General features: G+C 72.2%; 21 protein-coding genes and 3 tRNA genes. 11 read left to right on the top strand and 13 right to left on the bottom strand.

Features of this window, described 5'->3' with window-relative positions:
• Positions 1 to 38: 38 nt before the first annotated feature.
• Positions 39 to 860 (bottom strand): MerR family transcriptional regulator, encoded by an 822-nt coding sequence (locus tag ACZ7LE_RS07285; protein WP_470402624.1) that lies wholly within the window; start codon positions 858 to 860, stop codon positions 39 to 41.
• Positions 861 to 938: 78 nt separating this feature from the next.
• Here ACZ7LE_RS07285 and ACZ7LE_RS07280 point away from each other — a divergent pair, with 78 nt between their 5' ends.
• Entirely contained in the window at positions 939 to 1,295 is a 357-nt protein-coding gene (locus ACZ7LE_RS07280; protein WP_470402623.1) for a nuclear transport factor 2 family protein, read from the top strand.
• Between the two features lie 64 nt (positions 1,296 to 1,359).
• Here the strand turns inward: ACZ7LE_RS07280 and ACZ7LE_RS07275 are convergent, their stop codons facing one another.
• A complete protein-coding gene (locus ACZ7LE_RS07275) occupies positions 1,360 to 1,767 on the bottom strand; it encodes a VOC family protein (RefSeq protein WP_470402622.1) in 408 nt (135 codons plus the stop codon).
• A gap of 67 nt (positions 1,768 to 1,834) precedes the next feature.
• Here ACZ7LE_RS07275 and ACZ7LE_RS07270 point away from each other — a divergent pair, with 67 nt between their 5' ends.
• Positions 1,835 to 2,815, top strand: coding sequence for an epimerase (locus tag ACZ7LE_RS07270; RefSeq protein ID WP_470402621.1), 981 nt, complete (start codon positions 1,835 to 1,837; stop codon positions 2,813 to 2,815).
• A 100-nt stretch (positions 2,816 to 2,915) separates the two neighbouring features.
• On the opposite strand, the gene ACZ7LE_RS07265 is transcribed toward ACZ7LE_RS07270, so the two are convergent.
• The 3 genes from ACZ7LE_RS07265 to trmB all read right to left on the bottom strand — a co-directional run bounded on the left by ACZ7LE_RS07265 (position 2,916) and on the right by trmB (position 5,887).
• Positions 2,916 to 4,550, bottom strand: coding sequence for a solute symporter family protein (locus ACZ7LE_RS07265; RefSeq protein WP_470403289.1), 1,635 nt, complete (start codon positions 4,548 to 4,550; stop codon positions 2,916 to 2,918).
• A gap of 11 nt (positions 4,551 to 4,561) precedes the next feature.
• On the bottom strand, positions 4,562 to 4,900 hold the full coding sequence (locus tag ACZ7LE_RS07260; RefSeq protein WP_397392813.1) for a DUF485 domain-containing protein: 339 nt from the start codon (positions 4,898 to 4,900) through the stop codon (positions 4,562 to 4,564).
• 192 nt (positions 4,901 to 5,092) lie between these two features.
• Positions 5,093 to 5,887 (bottom strand): tRNA (guanosine(46)-N7)-methyltransferase TrmB, encoded by a 795-nt coding sequence (gene trmB / locus ACZ7LE_RS07255; RefSeq protein ID WP_470402620.1) that lies wholly within the window; start codon positions 5,885 to 5,887, stop codon positions 5,093 to 5,095.
• A 164-nt stretch (positions 5,888 to 6,051) separates the two neighbouring features.
• Between trmB and ACZ7LE_RS07250 the strand changes: the two genes are divergently transcribed.
• Positions 6,052 to 6,348, top strand: coding sequence for a hypothetical protein (locus ACZ7LE_RS07250; RefSeq protein ID WP_470402619.1), 297 nt, complete (start codon positions 6,052 to 6,054; stop codon positions 6,346 to 6,348).
• 34 nt (positions 6,349 to 6,382) lie between these two features.
• On the opposite strand, the gene ACZ7LE_RS07245 is transcribed toward ACZ7LE_RS07250, so the two are convergent.
• On the bottom strand, positions 6,383 to 6,946 hold the full coding sequence (locus ACZ7LE_RS07245; protein WP_470402618.1) for a TetR/AcrR family transcriptional regulator: 564 nt from the start codon (positions 6,944 to 6,946) through the stop codon (positions 6,383 to 6,385).
• Positions 6,947 to 7,031: 85 nt separating this feature from the next.
• Here ACZ7LE_RS07245 and ACZ7LE_RS07240 point away from each other — a divergent pair, with 85 nt between their 5' ends.
• Positions 7,032 to 8,033, top strand: coding sequence for an alpha/beta fold hydrolase (locus ACZ7LE_RS07240; RefSeq protein ID WP_470402617.1), 1,002 nt, complete (start codon positions 7,032 to 7,034; stop codon positions 8,031 to 8,033).
• A 121-nt stretch (positions 8,034 to 8,154) separates the two neighbouring features.
• Here ACZ7LE_RS07240 and ACZ7LE_RS07235 read toward each other — a convergent pair whose 3' ends face one another.
• Complete coding sequence (locus ACZ7LE_RS07235; protein ID WP_470402616.1) at positions 8,155 to 9,405, bottom strand: HupE/UreJ family protein; 1,251 nt, start codon at positions 9,403 to 9,405, stop codon at positions 8,155 to 8,157.
• The gene (locus ACZ7LE_RS07230; protein WP_470402615.1) at positions 9,402 to 12,911 is read right to left on the bottom strand and encodes a metallophosphoesterase; all 3,510 of its coding nucleotides are present in this window, start codon (positions 12,909 to 12,911) and stop codon (positions 9,402 to 9,404) included. Before ACZ7LE_RS07230 ends, ACZ7LE_RS07235 begins: the two co-directional genes overlap by 4 nt.
• A gap of 143 nt (positions 12,912 to 13,054) precedes the next feature.
• On the opposite strand from ACZ7LE_RS07230, the gene ACZ7LE_RS07225 reads away from it, so the two are divergent.
• On the top strand, positions 13,055 to 13,357 hold the full coding sequence (locus ACZ7LE_RS07225; protein WP_470402614.1) for a hypothetical protein: 303 nt from the start codon (positions 13,055 to 13,057) through the stop codon (positions 13,355 to 13,357).
• A gap of 59 nt (positions 13,358 to 13,416) precedes the next feature.
• On the opposite strand, the gene ACZ7LE_RS07220 is transcribed toward ACZ7LE_RS07225, so the two are convergent.
• From ACZ7LE_RS07220 to ACZ7LE_RS07210, 3 genes are all read right to left on the bottom strand, one after another.
• Positions 13,417 to 13,489, bottom strand: a tRNA-Lys gene (locus tag ACZ7LE_RS07220).
• Positions 13,490 to 13,606: 117 nt separating this feature from the next.
• Positions 13,607 to 13,682, bottom strand: a tRNA-Lys gene (locus tag ACZ7LE_RS07215).
• 100 nt (positions 13,683 to 13,782) lie between these two features.
• On the bottom strand, positions 13,783 to 14,079 hold the full coding sequence (locus ACZ7LE_RS07210; RefSeq protein WP_020013266.1) for a GroES family chaperonin: 297 nt from the start codon (positions 14,077 to 14,079) through the stop codon (positions 13,783 to 13,785).
• A gap of 149 nt (positions 14,080 to 14,228) precedes the next feature.
• Here ACZ7LE_RS07210 and bcp point away from each other — a divergent pair, with 149 nt between their 5' ends.
• The 5 genes from bcp (at position 14,229) to ACZ7LE_RS07185 (ending at position 17,340) form a co-directional block, all read left to right on the top strand.
• Positions 14,229 to 14,711, top strand: coding sequence for a thioredoxin-dependent thiol peroxidase (gene bcp / locus ACZ7LE_RS07205; RefSeq protein WP_470402613.1), 483 nt, complete (start codon positions 14,229 to 14,231; stop codon positions 14,709 to 14,711).
• Complete coding sequence (locus ACZ7LE_RS07200) at positions 14,711 to 15,922, top strand: acyl-CoA dehydrogenase family protein (protein ID WP_470402612.1); 1,212 nt, start codon at positions 14,711 to 14,713, stop codon at positions 15,920 to 15,922. Before bcp ends, ACZ7LE_RS07200 begins: the two co-directional genes overlap by 1 nt.
• Positions 15,923 to 15,957: 35 nt before the next feature.
• Positions 15,958 to 16,039: transfer RNA gene (locus ACZ7LE_RS07195), tRNA-Leu, on the top strand.
• A gap of 54 nt (positions 16,040 to 16,093) precedes the next feature.
• Positions 16,094 to 16,540 carry a hypothetical protein gene (locus ACZ7LE_RS07190; RefSeq protein ID WP_470402611.1) on the top strand — a complete coding sequence of 149 codons (447 nt, stop codon included), beginning with the start codon at positions 16,094 to 16,096 and terminating at the stop codon, positions 16,538 to 16,540.
• A gap of 173 nt (positions 16,541 to 16,713) precedes the next feature.
• The gene (locus ACZ7LE_RS07185) at positions 16,714 to 17,340 is read left to right on the top strand and encodes a DsbA family protein (protein WP_470403288.1); all 627 of its coding nucleotides are present in this window, start codon (positions 16,714 to 16,716) and stop codon (positions 17,338 to 17,340) included.
• 37 nt (positions 17,341 to 17,377) lie between these two features.
• On the opposite strand, the gene trxA is transcribed toward ACZ7LE_RS07185, so the two are convergent.
• Entirely contained in the window at positions 17,378 to 17,743 is a 366-nt protein-coding gene (gene trxA, locus ACZ7LE_RS07180; protein WP_182614171.1) for a thioredoxin, read from the bottom strand.
• A gap of 156 nt (positions 17,744 to 17,899) precedes the next feature.
• On the opposite strand from trxA, the gene ACZ7LE_RS07175 reads away from it, so the two are divergent.
• Positions 17,900 to 18,469 carry an NUDIX hydrolase family protein gene (locus ACZ7LE_RS07175; protein ID WP_182614170.1) on the top strand — a complete coding sequence of 190 codons (570 nt, stop codon included), beginning with the start codon at positions 17,900 to 17,902 and terminating at the stop codon, positions 18,467 to 18,469.
• A gap of 18 nt (positions 18,470 to 18,487) precedes the next feature.
• Here ACZ7LE_RS07175 and ACZ7LE_RS07170 read toward each other — a convergent pair whose 3' ends face one another.
• Positions 18,488 to 19,147: a TetR/AcrR family transcriptional regulator gene (locus tag ACZ7LE_RS07170; protein WP_470402610.1), complete on the bottom strand. Its 660-nt coding sequence runs from the start codon at positions 19,145 to 19,147 to the stop codon at positions 18,488 to 18,490.
• Between the last annotated feature and the right edge of the window lie 31 nt (positions 19,148 to 19,178).

Below are 19,178 nucleotides of genomic sequence, written 5' to 3'. Positions count from 1 at the left end.
GCGCAGATGTCCAGCACTCAACTCGGAGGTGAGGCGCGTCAGGGGGTGAGGCGGAAGACCGGCCAGCCGATCTCGGTCCGCCACGCTGCCGGGTCCGGGGTGTCGGCCGGGGTGACCAGGTACGTCTCGTGCACGGGGCCGTCCACCGCGAGGGCGTGGTCGACCACCCAGGCGCCGAGCCGCCCGTAGGTGACGTCGATGTCGTGGTGCGGGCCGTGGTGGACGACGGTCGCCAGCTCCGCGGCGGGCAGCTCCACCGGCCGGACCCGGCCGCGCTCCGGCGGGTCCGCCACGGGCCGGTGGACCAGCACGAACCCGCGGCCGTCGCGGAACAGCTCGTTGGCGTACCGCCCGCCGGCGGGTCCCAGCCGCTCGTGCCCGACGACGGCGGCGTCCAGCTCGGCCATGGCGTCGGAGTACCAGGTCAGCACCTCGTCGTGCCCGACGACGCCGGTGATCGCGGCGACCAGGCGGGCCGGGTCAGCGCGCACCACGACGTCGGGCGGCCGGGCCGGGCCGAGGAGCTGGCGCAACGAGGCGACGGCGGTGCGCGTCCGGTCCAGCTCGGCCTCCAGCCGGCGCAGGTGCCCGGCGACCAGCTCGGCGCGCTCGCCGGCGTCCGGCGCGTCGAGGATCTGCCGCACCTCCGCGAGCGGGACGTCGAGCTCGCGCAGCCGGTGGATCACCTGCGCCTGCGGGATCTGCGCGGCCGTGTAGTACCGGTAGCCGCTGAAGGGGTCCACCCGGTCCGGCTCCAGCAGGCCGGACTCGTGGTAGCGGCGCAGGGTCCGGACGCTCAGGTGGGTGAGCTCGGCGAACTCGCCGATCGTCAGGCCTCGGGTCACGGCACCACTGGTCACGGCACCACTGTGCACCCTGCCCGGGCATCTCGCGGCGGGTGTTGACCCTCTCCCTGCGGGAGACTCCAGCCTGGGGACATGGACCAAGGAACCACACCGCACAGCACCACCGACCTGCCCGCCGTCCTGACCGCGCACCTCGCGGCACACGAGGCCCGCGACGCCGAGCGCGAGCTGGCCTGCTACGCCGACGACGCCGTCGTCACCGACGACGGCCGCACCTACCGCGGCCTGGCGGAGATCCGCACCTGGCTGTCGCAGGCCGCGAGCGAGTACACCTACACCAGCGAGCTCACCGCCGTCCGGCAGGACGCCGCCGACCGCTGGACCGCCGTCCGGCACCTGGAGGGCGACTTCCCGGGCGGGGTGGTCGACCTGCGCTACCGCTACACCCTGACGGGCGACCGCATCACAGACCTGACGATCGCCCCCTGACCCTCCGTGCTGAGTGCTGGGTATTCGCGCCTCTGCTGCCCCGAAGAGGGCGAATGTCCAGCACTCAACGACCGGGCGCGGACACGCCCGTGACATTGCCCCGTTCGTCGGCGGCGTAGCGGCCGGCGGAGAGCTCGATCAGCACGAGCTCGTTGCCGAACGGGTCGCCGGCGACCGCCACCCGTCCGACCGGGATGGCGGTCGGCCCGGACCTCCTCTCCCCGCCCGCGGCCTCGACCCGGGTGAGGGCGTCGTCGACGGAGTCGACCAGCAGGTCCACCTCGGGCTCGGGCCGCTCGACCTGCAGCACGATCTCCGCGTCGCTCTCCGGCAGGCGCAGGCCGGCCTGCGTGGCCGTACGCCAGATCAGCTCGTGACCCAGGCCCCCGCAGTAGAACTCGATGCCGAGGTCGAGCGTGGGCACCGGCACGCGGATGCAGTCGATCTTCTTGATCAGCGGCGCTTCCGTCATGCCTCCCACTATGCGACGTGGGCGTGCCCGCCCAGCCCACAGAACGGCCGGGAGTAGCCTGCAGCGCATGACCGAGGCGAAGCGGGCCGTCGTGGCGGGTTGGACCGGGTTCATCGGGCGGGCGCTCGTCGACGACCTCGTGGCGCGCGGCTACGACGTCGCCCGCGTCGGCCGCGGCGGACCCGACGTGCGGTGGTCCGACGACCCCGCGGCCCTCCGGGACGTGGTCGACGGCGCCGACCTGCTGGTCAACCTCGCCGGCAAGAGCGTGGGCTGCCGGTACACGGACCCGAACCGCGACGAGATCCTGCGGTCCCGGGTCGAGACCACCCGGCAGCTGCACGACGCCGTCACGGCCTCCGCCCGTCCGCCGCGGCTGTGGCTCAACGCGAGCACCGCCACGATCTACCGGTACGCGCTCGACCGGCCGCAGACCGAGGACGGCGGCGAGCTCGGCGCCGGGTTCTCCGTGGACGTCGCGCGGAGCTGGGAGCACGAGTTCTTCGCGGGGCGGCTGCCGGAGACCCGACGGGTCGCCCTGCGCATGGCGATCGTGCTCGGCGGCCCGGCGTCCGACATGCTCGCACGGCTGGCGCGGTTCGGCGTGGGCGGCCCGCAGCTCGACGGGTGGTGGTTCCAGCACCGCCGCTACCGCGGCATCGGCGACTCGCCGACGGGCGGCCCCGTGCCGGTGCACCACAGCGACGGACGGCAGAAGTTCTCGTGGATCCACGTGGACGACGTGCTGCGGGCCGTCCGGTTCCTGGAGCAGCACGAGGAGATCGCGGGGCCGGTCAACCTCGCCGCGCCGCACCCGGTCGACAACCGCACGCTGATGGCCGAGCTGCGCCGGGCGACCCGCATGCCGCTGGGCGTCCCGGCGCCGCGCTGGCTGCTGGAGCCTGCCGTATGGGTGCTGCGCAACGAGGCGGAGCTGGTGCTCAAGAGCCGCTGGGTGCTGCCCGAGCGGCTGACCGACGCGGGCTTCGCCTTCCGCTGGCCCGCGCTCGCCCCGGCGATCGACGACGTCGTCCGCCGCCGCTCCTGACCCCGCTGGCTGAGTGCTGGGTATTTGCGCTACTGGCACACATCTCAGGGCAAATACCCAGCACTCAACGAGCGGGTGACGGGCGGGAGAGCGCGTCAGGTCAGTGCGCCACCGCCTTCTCCGCGCCCGCGCCCGTGAGGGAGCGGACCTCCATCTCGGCGTACTTCTCCGGGTGCGACTGCTCCTTGCTCAGGTAGGTGCCGACGATGCCGAGCACGAACGCGAGCGGGATGGTCACGATGCCCGGGTTGTCGAGCGGGAACCAGTGGAAGTCGATGGCCGGGTTGCTGATCATCGACTTGCTGAGCCCGGTGACCGGGTCCGCGGGCTTCCCCGAGACCACCGGGGAGAAGATGATCAGGACGACGGTCGAGATGAGGCCGCCGTAGATGCTCCACAGCGCGCCCGACGTGTTGAACCGCTTCCAGAACAGCGAGTAGATGATGGTCGGCAGGTTCGCCGACGCCGCGACGCAGAACGCCAGCGCCACGAGGAACGCGATGTTCTGCCCGTTGGCGAAGATGCCACCGATGATCGCGATGATGCCGATCACCACCACGGTCCAGCGGGCCACCCGGACCTCGCCGTCGGGCGAGACCTGCCCCTTCTTGATGATCGAGGCGTAGATGTCGTGGGAGAAGCTCGCCGCCGCCGTGATCGTCAGGCCGGCGACGACCGCGAGGATGGTCGCGAAGGCGACCGCCGCGATGATGCCGAGCAGGATCTCGCCGCCGAGCTCGAACGCGAGCAGCGGTGCCGCCGAGTTCTGCCCGCCCGGCGCCGCGAGGATCGCCTCGGGGCCCACCAGCGCGCCGGCGCCGTACCCGAGCACCAGGGTGAACAGGTAGAAGATGCCGATCAGCCAGATCGCGACGACCACGGACTTGCGGGCCTCCTTGGCCGACGGCACCGTGTAGAAGCGCATGAGCACGTGCGGCAGGCCCGCGGTGCCGAGCACCAGCGCCAGCGCGAGCGAGAGGAAGTCGAGCTGCGACAGCGCCGTCGCGCCGTACTGGAGGCCCGGTTCGAGGATCGCCTCGCCGTTCTCCCCGGCCATGTTCACGGCCTCCTGCATGACGGCCGAGAGGCTGAAGCCGAAGCGCGCGAGCACCCAGATCGTCATGGCGCCGGCGCCCAGGATGAGCAGCGTCGCCTTGATGATCTGCACCCAGGTGGTGCCCTTCATGCCGCCCACCAGCACGTACAGGATCATCAGGGCGCCCACGACGGCGATGACCAGGCCCTGGCCCGCCTTGTCGGTGATGCCCAGCAGGAGGGCGACGAGGCCGCCCGCGCCCGCCATCTGCGCCAGGAGGTAGAAGAAGACGACCGCGAGCGTGGACAGCGCCGCCGCGAGCCGGATCGGCCGCTGCTTGAGGCGGAACGACAGGACGTCCGCCATCGTGAACTTGCCGGTGTTGCGCAGCAGCTCGGCGACCAGCAGCAGCGCGACGAGCCACGCGACGAGGAAGCCGATGGAGTACAGGAAGCCGTCGTACCCGTTGACGGCGATGGCGCCCGCGATGCCCAGGAAGCTCGCCGCGGACAGGTAGTCGCCCGCGATCGCGGTGCCGTTCTGCGTGCCCGTGAAGTTACGGCCGCCGGCGTAGAAGTCCGCGGCGCTCTTGTTCTGCCGGGAGACCCGGAAGACGACGACGAGCGTGACCACCACGAACGCCGCGAAGATACCGATGTTGACCCAGGTGTTGCCGACGTTCGTGGCCTCCGCCGCCATGACTGTCCCGTTCACAGCTCGCCCCCCTCGATCTCCTCGCGCAGGGCCTGCGCCCGGGCGTCGAACTTGTTGTTGGCCCACCGCGCGTACAGCGTGGTGATCACGAACGTCGACACGAACTGCAGCAGCCCGAAGATCAGCCCGACGGTGATGGTCCCGGACACGCGGATGCTCATGAACTCGTGCGCGTACGTGCTCATGAGGGCGTACAGGAGGTACCAGACGAGGAACAGCGCCGTCATCGGGAAGACGAAGTTCCGGAACGCCCTGCGCAGGCTCTGGAACTCGTCCGATCGCTCGACACGTTGGTAATCGGTTTCGGCAGGCCCTGCTGCCTGTACGTCACTCATGACGCCTCCATTGGCTCATGGGGGCGCGCGCTCTGCCGCGGCCCATGTGCGCATCTCGCACCCGGCCCAATGTGCCGTACCTCACACGCCGGGGGCAAACAGTTCAGACGGCGCGTTTCCTGACTTGACCAAGTCGTTACATTCGAACGGTATCTGCCACCCGCCCCGGGGAAGCACCTGGTCAGCGCGACGTCAGCGGCGCACGTACTCCAGGTCGGCGATGTCCCGCCCGGCGTCGTGCGCCTTGCGCTCGAACCCGGTCAGCACGCGGCGCTCGAACCGCGGCGCCAGTACGCCCGGGCCGTGTGCGTTGACGAGGTTCTCGTCGGCGTCCAGCACCTCGACCATCTGCTCGGCGTACTCGGCCCAGTCGGTCGCGAGGCGGAGGGTGCCGCCGGGCCGCAGCACACGCGCCGCGAGCGCCGCGAACTCCGCGGTGACCAGGCGTCGCTTGTGGTGGCGCGCCTTGTGCCACGGGTCGGGGAAGAACACCCAGAGCTCGTCCACCGAGCCGGCCGCGACGGTGGTCTCCAGCAGCTCGGCCGCGTTGGCCTGCACGAGCCGCAGGTTCGGCAGCCCGTCCTGCCCCAGGGCGGCCCCGGCCCGCTCGGCGCGCGCGATCGTGTGCACCAGCCCGGGCTGGTAGACCTCGACGGCGAGGTAGTCGCGCCCGGGATCGGTCGAGGCCGCCCCGACGACGGCGTCGCCCAGCCCCGAGCCGATCTCGACCACGAGCGGGGCGGTGCGCCCGAAGAGCGCCGCGGCGTCGAGCACGTACTCCGGGTGCACGGAGGTGCGGGCGATCGCTCGGGGCACGTCGAAGACGTAGGTGGCGCGGCGCTCGGCCCACAGGCGCTTCTGCTTGTCCGTGAGGCGGCCCGAGCGGCGCACGAACGACACCGGCTTGGTCCGGAACCCCGAGAGGTCGAGCGGGGTCTCGGTGTCCTGGCGCGCGGTGTCGGGCTGGGCGGAAGCGGGCTGACTCACGGGAAAAGCGTACGAGGTCGCGGGCGGGCGTTGCGTATCCGCACTGATTCACGGCCCGCCGTGCGGCCCCGCGAGTGCACGCGGCAGGCTGTCTCAAGCCGCCTCGGCCCCAGGCACCGAGGCGGCGCACCCCCCGCCCCCACGACCTCCGATCGGAAGCACCCATGACCGACCGCGCCCCCTGCTCGCGCGTCGAGCTCGACGGACGGCGGGTCGTCGTCGACCTCTCCGGCACGGACGCCGACCTGCTCGCCTCGATGGCGGCCCGGAGCGGCGTCCCCGGGCCGCAGCTCGTGCTCGGCTGGATCCGGCGCGGACTGCTCGACGGGCCGGCGCGGGACCCTCGCGCCTGGGACGGACCGGTCGACCGGGGCGCTCGGCTGGCGCGGGACGTCGAGGTCGCGCGCCAGGCCGACGAGGCCTTCGGGGACCTGTTCGGCAGTCCGGACCGCCCGGACTGAGAGGCACCCACCGGGACCCTGCCGCCCGGCCCCGTCACACCTGGTCGACCTCCGCCTCCAGCATCGCCACGGCCTCGGCAGCCTCCAGGTCCCGGACCAACACCCGGAGCGTGAGCCCGTCCGCGAGCGCCAGCAGCCGCCGGGCCTGCGTCAGCGCGTCGTCCGTGCTCGTGTCACGGTGCGCACGGATCAGCCGCACGCACTCGTCCTCCGCGCCCCGCCGCGCCTCGGCCAGCACCTGCCGGACAGCGGTGTCGTTGATCGACCTCGCCACATAGGCGTACCAGACACTGACGCCGATGCGTCCGGCGTCGTCCCGTGGGATCTGCTGGGTCATGACGTGCAGCAGCCGGTCGCGCGGGGCGGCGTCGGCGGTCTCCTGGTACCCGCCGTACGCCTGGTCCACGAGCGCGGTGCAGCCGGCCAGGACGAGGGCGTCCTTGGTGCCGAAGTAGTGCTGGATGCGCCCCATCGAGACGCCGGCCTCCGCGGCCACGTGGCGCAGGCTGACGCCCTCGATCCCGTGCTGGGCGACGACCAGCCAGAGAGCGAAGACGATCTCCCGGCGGCGCTCCTCGTGGTCCACGACTCTCGGCATGCGGCCAGGATAGCAATGCGATCGCACCGTTACCTGTTACGATGCAGGTGCATTGCAAAAGCCGCCCGCTCCGAGAGGACCTCCGATGCGCACCTCGATCACCGGCCCCAAGCGTCGCCGCTGGCCGACCGTCCTGCTGGCCGTCGTCGCGGTGGTCTCGACCAGCGGGCTGGCACTGCTCATCGCGGCGGGCGGCCCCGGCGTCGGCCACTTCCGCACGCCGGAGGCGCGCCAGGCCTACGAGGCCGCGTACGCCGACGCGCTGGGCCGCCTGCCCGAGCCGACCACGACGCACGACGTCGAGACGAGCTTCGGCACGGTCCGCGCCTACGCCTGGGTGCACCCCGACGCCGCCGACGCCCCGCCCGTGGTCCTGCTGCCGGGCCGGTCGGCCGCGACCCCGATGTGGGCCGACAACCTGCCCGACCTCGTCGAGCACCGCACCGTCTACGCCTTCGACACGCTCGGCGACACGGGCCTGTCGGAGCAGACGGTCGCGATGCGCGACGTCGGCGACGCCGCGCGCTGGGTGGACGAGGCGCTGGCCGGTCTCGACCTCGACCGGGTTCACCTCGTGGGGCACTCCCAGGGCGGCGGGCTGGCGGCGGCCGTGGCGGTGCGGCACCCGGACCGCCTGGCGAGCCTCACCCTGCTGGAGCCCGTCATGACGCTCGGCATGATGCCGCTCTCGGTCATCCTCACGACCATCCCGGTCTCGCTGCCGTTCTTCCCGGACTCGTGGCGCGAGTCCGCGCTGAACCGGATCGGCGGCGTGTCCGACGACGAGGTGGATCCCGACGACCCGCTGGCCCGGATGATCGCCGTCGGCTCCGCGAGCTACAGCTCGTCAGGGCTGCCGAACCCCAGCGTGCTGAGCGACGCGGAGCTGGAGGCGCTGCCGATGCCGGTGTACGTGGCGATCGCGAGCGACTCGTCGCTGGCCGGGGGCGAGGCGGCGGCCGAGAAGGCGAAGCTGATCCCGGACGCACAGGTCAAGATCTGGCCGGACACCACGCACTCGCTGCCGATGCAGGTGGCCCCGGCGCTGGACGCGGAGCTGGAGACGTTCTGGTCCGCGCACGAGTAGCTGGACGTCGGCGCCGGATGACCGAACGTAGGTGTAGTCGCACTCTGAGCGCTCAGAGTGCGACTACACCTACGTTCAGTGCCCACGGCGTCAGTCGGCCAGCCAGGGGGTCGGAGCGGCGTCAGCCCGCCAGCCGCTCCACGACCCACCACAGGGCCACCGCCGCGATCGCCGCGCAGCCCGCCAGCAGCGCCCAGCGGGCCGTGCGCGGGGCGCGGACCCGCAGTAGCACCAGCAGCGGGAACACCACCGCGATGATGCCGAGCTGCACCGCCTCGATGCCCACGTTGAACGACAGCAGCGACCACAACAGCGTCCACGACCACGCGGCGTCGATGCCGAGCGCCCCGGCGAACCCGACGCCGTGCACCAGCCCGAAGACGAACACCACGGGGAGCCGCCAGCGGTCCCAGGTGCCGTGCTCGTCGCGGGTCCCGGCCGGGGCGCGCCAGCGCAGGGCGTCCCGCACCGTGCCCGGCGCGGGGGCACCGCCCCACGCCTCACCCCGCAGCGCCGCCCCGCCCCGCCAGATCAGCACCAGGTCCACCACCGCCACCACCGCGATCGACGCAGCGATCACCGGTTCCACCACGATCGCCGGCACGGACACCACGCCGAGGGCCGCGAGCAGGAACGTCACCGAGTGCGCCACGGTGAACGCCGTGGCCGTCAGGACGACGTCGCGCAAGCGGCGCGCCCCGATCAGCAGCGCCAGCAGGAACAGCACGTGGTCGACGCCGAACAGCAGGTGCTCGCCGCCCAGCACGAAGAACTCCCCGACCTGCCGGAGCAGGCGGTGCTCCCCCGTCGTCAGGGTGGGCGACGCCGCGGTGAGCACCGCCGAGCCGTCCTCCTCGTCGAGCGAGTACCGGATGATCGTCTCGGTCGAGTGCACGAACGACTCGGCGTCCGGGAACAGCGCGCTGGAGACCTCGTGCACGCCCTCGGGCTCGCCGTCGCACGCGAACGTGTAGGTCAGGGAGGCGTAGGGCCGCTCCCCCCGCTCGACGACGTCGGCAGCGGAGAGCGCCGACGCACACGGCTCGCCGTCGTACGTGACCGCGAAGCGGTCGGTGACGTACCCGTCCACCTCGGCCTCGTGCTCGTCGAGCTGGGCGAGCTGGTCGTCGCGGCCGGTCGCCTCGTACGCCTCGGCCCGCAGCCAGGCGGACTTCATCAGCAGGTCGTACTCCAGGTCGAGCACCGCCACGACGTCCTGCCCGTCGCCCTCCGGACCGGAGGACGACGGCGCCGTGGTCACCTCGGCGTAGACGTCGCTGGTCGCGTCGTGCGCCGAGGCGACCTGCCCCACGGCGGGGCTGCTCAGTACTGCGAGCAGCCCCGCCAGGGCCAGCGGGCGGCGCAGTCTCAACGCCGCGCCGTGGTGAAGTACGCCGGCGACGCCGTCGTCGTGCCGCCCCCGGAGGTGCGGGCCGTGACGAACCAGGCGTACGTGCGGTCGGGCTTGAGGCCCGACCAGCGGACCGAGGCGACCTCACCGGAGGCCACGGTGTCGCGGCCGATCTCGTCCACCGGGTCGTACAGCACCACCGAGTCGGTGCTGAACGATGTGGTGCGGGAGGTCAGGTCGACCGGCAGCACCATGTTGTCCTCGAGCCCGTTGTAGCGGTGCTCGGTGTCGTACTCCGTGGCGCCGAACTCGCCCAGGAGCGGCGAGTAGGTGTCGATGGAGACCTCACCGCGGTCGACGTCGAACTGCAGCATGCGGAAGAACGAGGCGCCGAACTGGAGCTGGTCGGCCGGGTCGTACCCGCCGATCTCGGTCAGCCCGAGCTGGCCGGCGGACACCGTGTAGAACTGGTAGTCCGCGAGCAGCTCGACCACGCCGCCGCCGATGTCCCCGACCACGGGCGGGCGCACGTTGGTGCCCACGCCGTGCCGGTGCCCGGCGAGCACCATGAACACGTTCGGGTTGTCCTTGACGAGCAGGTTGTACAGCAGCGGCCCGTCCGACCCGCCGAAGTTGGCGCCGCGCCCGTCGGGCGACGCGGACGGCTCCAGGTAGTCGTGCGTGAGCAGGATGCCGTTGCGGCCGGAGTACCGGTCGAAGACCGACGCCGCCCACTCGGCCTCGTCGCGCGTCACGCCGTAGGACAGGCCCACGACCACGAAGTCCAGGCCGCCGGCCGAGAACAGGTCGTAGTGGTTCTCGTTCGAGCCGGGCTCCATGACGCCGCCGTAGGACGCGTCGGTCCAGTCCTCGGACAGCGCCTCGTACCGGTCCGGCCCGAAGTACTGGTCGTACAGCGTCGGGTCGGTGCCGGACTGGTTGTCGTGGTTGCCGGCGACCACGCCGTTCGGGATGCCCGCGGCGTCGATCCGGGCCTGCGCCTGCGACGCGAACTCGAACTCGCCGATGACCTGGTCCTCCATCTCGGGCGGGAACGCCCGGATGTTGTTCTCGACGATGTCGCCGGTGTGCGCCACGTAGGCGATCTTGCGCTCGTCGGCGTTGTCGACGATCCAGTCCATGACGCCGTTGTAGCCCTGCGCCCAGACGGCCCGCTCCTCGGCCGTCTCCTGCTCCACGGCGCCCTCGGTCAGGTACTGGGTGTCCGTGTAGTGCACCATCGAGAAGTCGTAGGCGTCCGGGTCGTCGAAGCGGTCCTTGTCACCGGCGTCGATGTCGTCGGCGAAGGGGTCCTCGCCCGTGACCATGGCGTGCACCGTGCCACGGTCCACGTAGTCGCGGGACACAGTGCCCTCCAGCACGGTGCCGCCCTCGACCGCGCCGCGCGCGGAGGCGACGACGTCCCACGTGTCGGTGTCCGGGTTCCAGGCCCGCAGGCTGACCAGGCGCGCCGGGTCGGCGGTGCCCTCCCAGCGCAGCACCGGCGCCTCGACGCGGCCGCGGACCGGCACGTCGAACCGCTGGTAGGTGACGTCGCCCGACGCCGGGGACGTGACCGACTTCCCGTCGCCCGGCTCCAGCGTCTTGGTGCTCAGCTTCTTCTGGCCGCGCACGTCCAGCGTGGTCGGCACGGCGCCCGTGCTGCCCTGCCACGCCTTGTTCGGGGTGAGGATCTCCGCGGCGGAGAAGCGCGCGGTGACGTCGCCGCCGTCGGGCGCGGCCACGGTCGCCTTCAGCGTGGCGGTGCGACCCACGTCCTGGGTGCCCGACGCCGGAGCGACGTCCGCCGGTACGTCCGGGATCCCGGCGCTCACGAAGTCGATCTCGTGCGTGACCTCGTTGCCGAGGCCGTCCGTCGCGGACACCGCGAGCGTGTGCGCGCCGGCGGTCAGACCCGGGCCGACCGGGTCGCCCACGGCGATCTTGGCACCGTCGAGCGTGACGTCCGGGCCCTGCACCACACCGGAGGCGTCCTCGACGACGACCGCGAGCGGCACCGTGAAGGTGAGCCGGTCGCCGTCCGCGGGGGTCGCGGACACCAGCGCCGGACCGGAGTTGTCGGTGAAGAGCGCGCGCGTGGCGGTCTCCCCCGTGGTCGAGGTCGCCGCGAGCTCGTGCTCGCCGTCCGGCAGGGTCGCCGTGTCGACGTCGGCGCGCAGGCCGCGCGCGGGGGCGTCGACCGTGAAGGTCAGCGTGACCTCGCGGAGCGCGGTGCCGCTGGAGCCGCAGGTGCCGTCGCCCATCGCGTAGGAGGGCTTGAGCCCGACGCCGGCCGCGGTGCCCGCGGCAGGGGTCAGCGCCAGGTTCGAGATCGTGAAGTCGTCGCGGTTGCAGTCGCCCGCGAAGGTGCCGGTGACCACCTTGACCGTGTTGTCGCCGGGGCGCAGCCACTCGTTGGGGATCGCGATGCTGGCGCGCTGGCTCGCGTACGAGCCGCCCATCGGCGTCTCGATGCCGTTGACGACCAGCAGGTTGGCGGCTCCGCCGTCGACGGCGTTCGAGCCGACGTTGAACGAGAAGGCCGCGTCGCCCGCGCCGAGCGTCTCGGTGGCCTCCACCGCGTCGCCGTCGACCGTGAGCTCCGCGGTGGCGCCGTCGCCGTCCGCCGGGCGGGCGCCCGTGACGGTGACCGTGCCACGGCTCAGCGTGCCGTCGACCGGCGAGAGGCGGGGCGCGCCGGCGGGCGCGTTGTTCACGCGGACCTGGTGCTTCGTCGAGTCGCCCGAGGCGGTGCGGGCCTCGATCGTGTGCGCGCCGTTGGTCAGCGTCGTGGTGTCGAGGTCCGCGCTGAGGCCGGTGGTGCCCTGCGGGTCGCCCTGGACGAAGAACGACAGCTCGGCGCGCAGCAGCAGGCTCGTGTTGCTGCCGCAGCTGCCGTCGCCGAACGAGTAGGTGTACTCGTTCTCCTCGCCGTCGGCGAGCTCGCCGAGGGGCTCCAGCGTGAAGTCCGACAGCACGAAGTCGTCGTAGTTGATGCCGCAGTCGGAGCTGATCGTGCCCACGACCACCTCGACCGTGTTCTCGCCGGTCACGAGGTACTCGTTGGGGACCTCCAGCTCGACGCGCTCGCTCACGGCGTCGGGCAGGTGGATCGGCTCCGAGCCGTTGACCGACACGTAGTTCTTGTACCGCGCCTCGGTCGAGTTGGTGCCGACCGTGTAGCCGAGCACCGAGGTGCCGAGGGTCTCCGTGGCGCCCGGGACGTCCTTGCCGTCGACGGTCAGGTGCGCGACGTCGTCCCCGGGCGCGACCGGCTCGGCCGCCACGGGCACGGTGCCCTCGAGGAACTCGCCGTCGTCGGGAGTGAGGATCGGGGCGCCCGACGTCGGGGCCTCCGGCTGGTGCGGCGCCGACGCCGTCGTGCCGGTGTCGGGACGAGCGGTGTCCGCGGGGGCGGCGGACGACGACGTCGCCGCCCAGCCCGTCATGGCGAGCGTGGCCGCCGTGACCGCCGCGACGAGACCGACCTGCTGCCGGCCCCGCTGTTTCCTGGTGACTGGCCGCATGGCCGTCCTCCCTGTGGTCCGTGAGAGATGGACGGCTCCGAGCACGCCCGGAGGACAAACCTGGACGGGCCGGGTGAACGGAACAGGTGCAGCAGGCAACAAGCGGACAAATTATGGGAGCTGGCTGGATCTACGCTCGGACCATGACGAACCACGACGCGGAGATCAGGCTGTGCTGCCTGCTGTGGGCGCAGCCCGGCCAGGAGGCGGGCCTCACGGCCTACGAGGACAAGGTGCTGGCGCTGGTCCCGGAGCACGGCGGCGCGGTGCTGCAGCGCGCGGCGTCCGACGGCGCGGACGGCCGGCCGCACGAGGTCCAGCTCTACCGGTTCGCCGGGCAGCGGGAGCTCGACGGGTACCTCGCCGATCCCCGCCGCACGGCACTGACGGAGGAGCGGGACCGGGTCGTGGCGCGCACCGAGCTGTTCCCGGTCGACCTGCTCTGACGAACCCTCGTACCGGAACGCCGAAGGCCCCCACCGTGGTGGGGGCCTTCGACATGTTGTGCGCCATCTAGGACTTGAACCTAGAACCCGCTGATTAAGAGTCAGCTGCTCTGCCAATTGAGCTAATGGCGCCTGCGACGGGAAGATTACCAGGACCTGGGGCCCTCGGCGCACCGATTTCTGCGCCTCACGAACGGCCGTGGTTCACCCTCCGCCGGAGGGCGTGAGGAAGCATTGGGGCCGTCGTGCTGGTGCGCCATCAGGGACTCGAACCCCGAACCCGCTGATTAAGAGTCAGCTGCTCTGCCTATTGAGCTAATGGCGCGCAACGGAGAGAAACACTACCAGGACCAGGGGCGTCACCGGTAACCGAACGAGCGGGCCCGCCCTGTGAACTGCACGACAGCCGGGCACTGAGCACGGACCTACAGGTAGAGGCCCGTCGAGCCGTCCGCCTCGTCGCTCTCGGCCACGCCGTGCACGTCGCGCTCGCGCAGCAGCACGTAGTCCGTGCCGGCCAGGTCCACCTCGGCGCGGTCCTCCGGGTCGAAGAGCACGCGGTCGCCGACGTCGACCTGACGCACGTGCTCGCCCTTCGCCACGACCGTCGCCCAGGCGAGCCGCTTGGGGCCGACGGCGGTCGCCGGGATCACCAGGCCCGCCGTCGACTGCCGTTCCGCCGAGTCCGTCTCGGGCTCGACCAAGAGCCGGTCGTGCAGCATGCGGATCGGGAGGTTTCCGGGCTTCGTCACGGAGTCGGTCACGGCGGAGGTGCTCACAGGACAACGCTACGCGACCGCCGAACGGGGTTGTCCACAGGTCGGGGTTGCGCGGCGCACGAGGAGCGCGGAGGGCGACTACCGTTACGGGCATGACGACTCGCCTCGAGCCCGGGGACAAGGCTCCCGACTTCACCCTCCCGACCGCCGACGGCGCCTCCGTCCGCCTCGCCGACCTGGCGAAGAGCACCGACAAGGGCGTCATCGTGTACTTCTACCCGGCCGCCGCGACGCCGGGGTGCACCAAGGAGGCGTGCGACTTCCGCGACTCCGAGGCGTCCCTCCTGGGCGCGGGCTACGCCGTCGTCGGCATCTCCCCCGACAAGGTCGCCAAGCTGGCCAAGTTCGCGCAGGACGAGACGCTGACGTTCCCGCTCGCGTCCGACGAGGACCACGCGACGCTGGAGGCGTACGGCGCCTGGGGCGAGAAGCAGAACTACGGCAAGACGTACGTGGGGGTGATCCGCTCCACGGTCGTGGTGAACCCGGACCTGACGGTCGCCGAGTCGTTCTACAACGTCAAGGCGACGGGCCACGTGGCCCGGATCCGCAAGGTGCTGGGGCTCGACTCCTAGTGGGATCGCCGGCCGACCTGCTCGACGTCGACTCCGAGCTCAGCGAGGCGGAACTCGCGACGCGCGCACGCGTGCGGGAGTTCGTGGACCGCCGGGTGCGCCCGAACATCGCCGGGTGGTTCGCCGACGCCCACTTCCCGCGCGAGCTCGTCCCCGAGCTGGGTGAGCTCGGGGTGCTCGGCATGCACCTGGACGGTTACGGCTGCGCCGGGCGGTCCGCCGTCGAGTACGGCCTGGCGGCGCAGGAGCTCGAGGCCGGCGACTCCGGTATCCGCACGTTCGTCTCGGTGCAGGGCTCGCTGGCGATGTCCGCGATCCACAAGCACGGCTCCGAGGCCCAGAAGCAGCAGTGGCTGCCGCGCATGGCGACGGGCGAGGTCGTGGGCTGCTTCGGGCTGACCGAGCCGGAGGCCGGCTCCGACCCGGCGAGCATGACCACGCGCGCCCGCTTCGAGCCCGGCACGGAGGGCGGCGACACCGGCGGGGAGTGGGTCCTGGACGGCGCCAAGCGCTGGATCGGCATGGCCTCGTTCGCGGACGTCGCGATCATCTGGGCCAAGGTCCGCGGGCCGCAGGACGACGGGAGCGAGCGCGACCGGGTGCGGGGATTCGTCGTACCGACGTCGACCCCGGGGTTCACCGCCGTCCCCATCGAGCCGAAGCTGTCGATGCGGGCGTCCGTGCAGTGCGACATCACGTTGGAGGGTGTGCGTCTGCCCGTGGACGCCCTCCTGCCCGAGCACCCGGGCCTGGCCGGGCCGTTCGCGTGCCTCGACGAGGCCCGTTACGGGATCGTCTGGGGCGCGGTGGGCGCGGCGCGGGACGCGTTCGAGGCGGCGCTGGCCTACGCGCAGGGCCGGGAGCAGTTCGGCACGCCGATCGCGGGCTTCCAGCTCACGCAGGCCAAGCTCGTCGACATGGCACTGGAGATCACCAAGGCCCAGCTGATGGCCCTGCGCCTGGGCCGGCTCAAGGACTCGGGGCGGCTGGCGGGACACATGATCTCGGCGGGCAAGCTGAACAACGCCCGCATCGCCATCGAGGTCTGCCGGACCGCCCGCACGATCCTGGGCGGCAACGGTGTCACACTCGACCACTCCCCCATGCGCCACGCCAGCAACCTGGAGTCGGTGCGCACCTACGAGGGCACGGACGAGGTGCACACGCTCGTGCTGGGACGACACCTCACGGGGCTCGCTGCGTTCCGCTGACCTGCACGCTCACCTGGCCGTAGACTGAGCGCCGCGCGCGAGTGGCGTAATTGGCAGCCGCGCCAGGTTTAGGTCCTGGTGTCTCCGGACGTGCGGGTTCGAGTCCCGCCTCGCGCACCCTCGGCACTTCACACCCCAGCGCAGGGGCGGTTCGTCTACGATCGCCCCGACATGACCCTCTCGCCCCGGCCCCGACCGCGCGCGACCGCCCAGCGGTCCGCGCTCGTGGTGCTGCTCCTCGCACTGGCCGGGCTGCTGGGCGTGACCACGCCGGGCACGGCGAGTGCGGCCACGGCGCCGGCCGCCGCCGTGGTGCAGCACCACGTCGACGTCCCGGACCGCGACGCGACCGGCCCGGGCAAGGTCACGGCCCGCGACCGGGTCACCCCGGCCGCCGACGACTGCCCGGCCCACGGGTCGCGGCACGGCGCGGAGACGCTGGGGCTGCTGAGCCTGCGCGCACCGCTGGGCACCGGGACCGAGCCGGCCGTCTGCGCGCCGTCGTACCGGGTCGCGGCGCCGGCGCCGGCCACCGCGGGGAACCGCGCGCCGCGCGCCCACACGCTGGCGTACGCGCTCGGGCACGACCCCCTGCTCTGGGGCATCAGCCGCACGTAGGCAGGGCGTCCGGCGGACGCCGTCGTCCGCCCACCACCGGCCGCCGGGCCCGACCCGGCCGCCGGCACGCCCTGCTCCCCGTGCACGCCCCCGTGACCCGTGAAGGAAAACCTGTGACCACGAAGCGCCCCGCTACCAAGCGCCCCGCGACCCGTCGTCTGACGCCCCGACTCATGTTGCAGCTCGTCCTCCTGGCCGGGGTGCTCGGCCTGATCGCGCTGCTGGTCGGGTTCATCCTGAGCTCCCGCCCCGGCGCCCCGGCCGGGGACGCCCAGGTCGTGCGCGAGAACAGCCACGTCCTGAGCCAGGCCGACGACGAGCAGGCGGTGCTCGTCGAGTTCCTCGACTTCGAGTGCGAGACGTGCCGCGCCTACTACCCCACCGTCGAGCAGCTCAAGGAGAAGTACGGCGAGGAGCTGACCGTGGTGCTCCGGTACTTCCCGATCCCCGCGCACGCCAACTCGGTCAACGCCGCCGTCGCGGTCGAGGCCGCCGCGGCGCAGGGCGCGCTGGAGCCCATGTACCAGCGGATGTACGAGTCGCAGGCCGAGTGGGGCGAGGTCCAGCAGTCCCAGGCCGAGGTCTTCCGGGGCTTCGCCCGGGACCTCGGCCTCGACCTGGACCGGTACGACGCCGCCGTGGCCGACCCGGCGACGGCGGAGCGCGTGCAGTACGACTTCGACGAGGGCCGGGCGCTCGGTGTCAGCGGCACCCCGACGTTCTTCCTGGACGGCGAGAAGCTCGAGACGCAGAGCCCTGCCGACCTGGTCGGGGCCGTCGAGTCGGCGCTCGGCCGGTAGCCGCACCGCGGGCGGGCCGCCAGGCCCGCCCGCCGCGTCAGTTCTGCTGCTGCGCGGCGATGTCCTTGCGGACCACGTCCATGTCGAGCCCCCGCACGGCCTCGACGACCTCGGCGAGGCCCTTGGCCGGCAGCGCGCCCGCCTGGCGGAACACGAGCACACCGTCACGGAACGCCATGAGCGTGGGGATGGACGTCACTTGTGCCGCGGCCGAGATGCCCGGGTTGGCGTCGGTGTCGATCTTCGCGTGCACGATGTCGTCGTTCTTGTCCGAGGAGGCCTCGAAGACGGGTCCGAACATCTTGCACGGCGGGCACCACGTGGCCCAGAAGTCCACGAGGACGATTCCGTTGTCGCTGACGGTCTTCTCGAACGTGGCGTCGGTGATGTCGACAGTTGCCATGTCACGCTTCCTTTCGTTGGGCGTCTACCAGGTAGAGCACAGCCCCACCCTCTGCTATTCCAGGAGCGGCGGTTCGGCGACCCGTGTCACATCCGGGTGTCCACGGGGCGGCGCGGGGTCAGGCACCGCAACGCCCGACCTGGTAGAAACGGACCCGTGACGGACACTGCCGACTACCCAGCCGACGATTTCTACCGCGAGCCTGCCCCGGTGTCGGGCTGGATGACCGACGAGGACCTCGCCGTCGTACGCGCGCAGCTCCCCCTCGTGTACGTCGACGCCGTACCGGTCCGGGTCGACGACTCGGGAGACGTGGTCGCCGTCGGGCTGCTGCTCCGGGTGAACCCGCAGGGTGCGATGACGCGCGCCCTGGTCTCCGGGCGCGTCATGTACCACGAGCGCCTCCGGGACGCGCTGCTGCGGCACATCGAGAAGGACCTCGGCCCCGTCGCGCTGCCGCAGGTGCCGCCGTCGCCCCAGCCGTTCACCGTCGCCGAGTACTTCCCCACGCCGGGGATCACCGCGTTCCACGACCCGCGCCAGCACGCCGTCTCGCTCGCGTACGTGGTGCCCGTCACCGGCGACTGCCGGCCGCAGCAGAACGCCCTCGACCTCGCCTGGCTCACGCCGGAGGAGGCCTGCGCGGACGACGTCCAGGCCGAGATGATGAACGGCCAGGGCATGCTGATCAAGCAGGCGATGGCCCACGTGGGCCGGCTGCCCTAGCAGACCCTGGCTGCCGGGTCACGGCTCCCGGCGGACGGCGGCGAAGCCGTCGAGCAGGGCGCCGAGCGTGAACTCGAACCGGTCCCGGGGTCCGTGCGCCCCGTCACGTGCAGCCTCGACGAGCAGCGGGTAGTCCCCCTCGGGCAGACCGGCCAGCCGGTCGGTCTGCCCTTGTTCGTGGTGCACCCCCGGCGCGCCGCCGGCCCCGGCATCGAGCGCGGCGTGCGTGAGGACCAGCCCGTTGATCGCGTAGACGACGTCGAGCGCCGGGCGCGGCGGGAACCCGGCCGCGCCCAGCGACTCGAGGAACGTCTCCATCTGCCGCAGGTTCCCGGCCGTCGTCGCTGGGCGCGACAGGACCAGCGGAACCAGGTTCGGGTGGGCGGTCAGGGCCGCCAGGCGGGTCCGCGCGTAGGTGCGCAGCCCGTTTCGCCAGTCGGCGGCGTCGAACCGTGGGTCCGGCTCCGCCGTCGCGAGCGCCTCGACCACCCCGTCGAGCAGCGCGTCCTTGGCGGGGAAGTGATGGTAGAGCGCCATCGCCTCCACCCCCAGCTCGGCGCCGAGCCTCCGCATCGACAGCGCGGCGAGCCCGTCACGGTCCGCGACACGCACGGCGGCAGTCAGGATCGCCCGGGCGGTAAGGCCCGCGTGCTGGCCACGAGTCCGGCTGGCGGTCATCGGGACTCCCTCGGAAATCGATAGACGTGTT

The organism is Promicromonospora sp. NPDC110617 (assembly GCF_055598465.1).
Note: the sequence above shows the minus strand (reverse complement) of the source record. Positions and strands in the feature narration are given on the sequence as shown.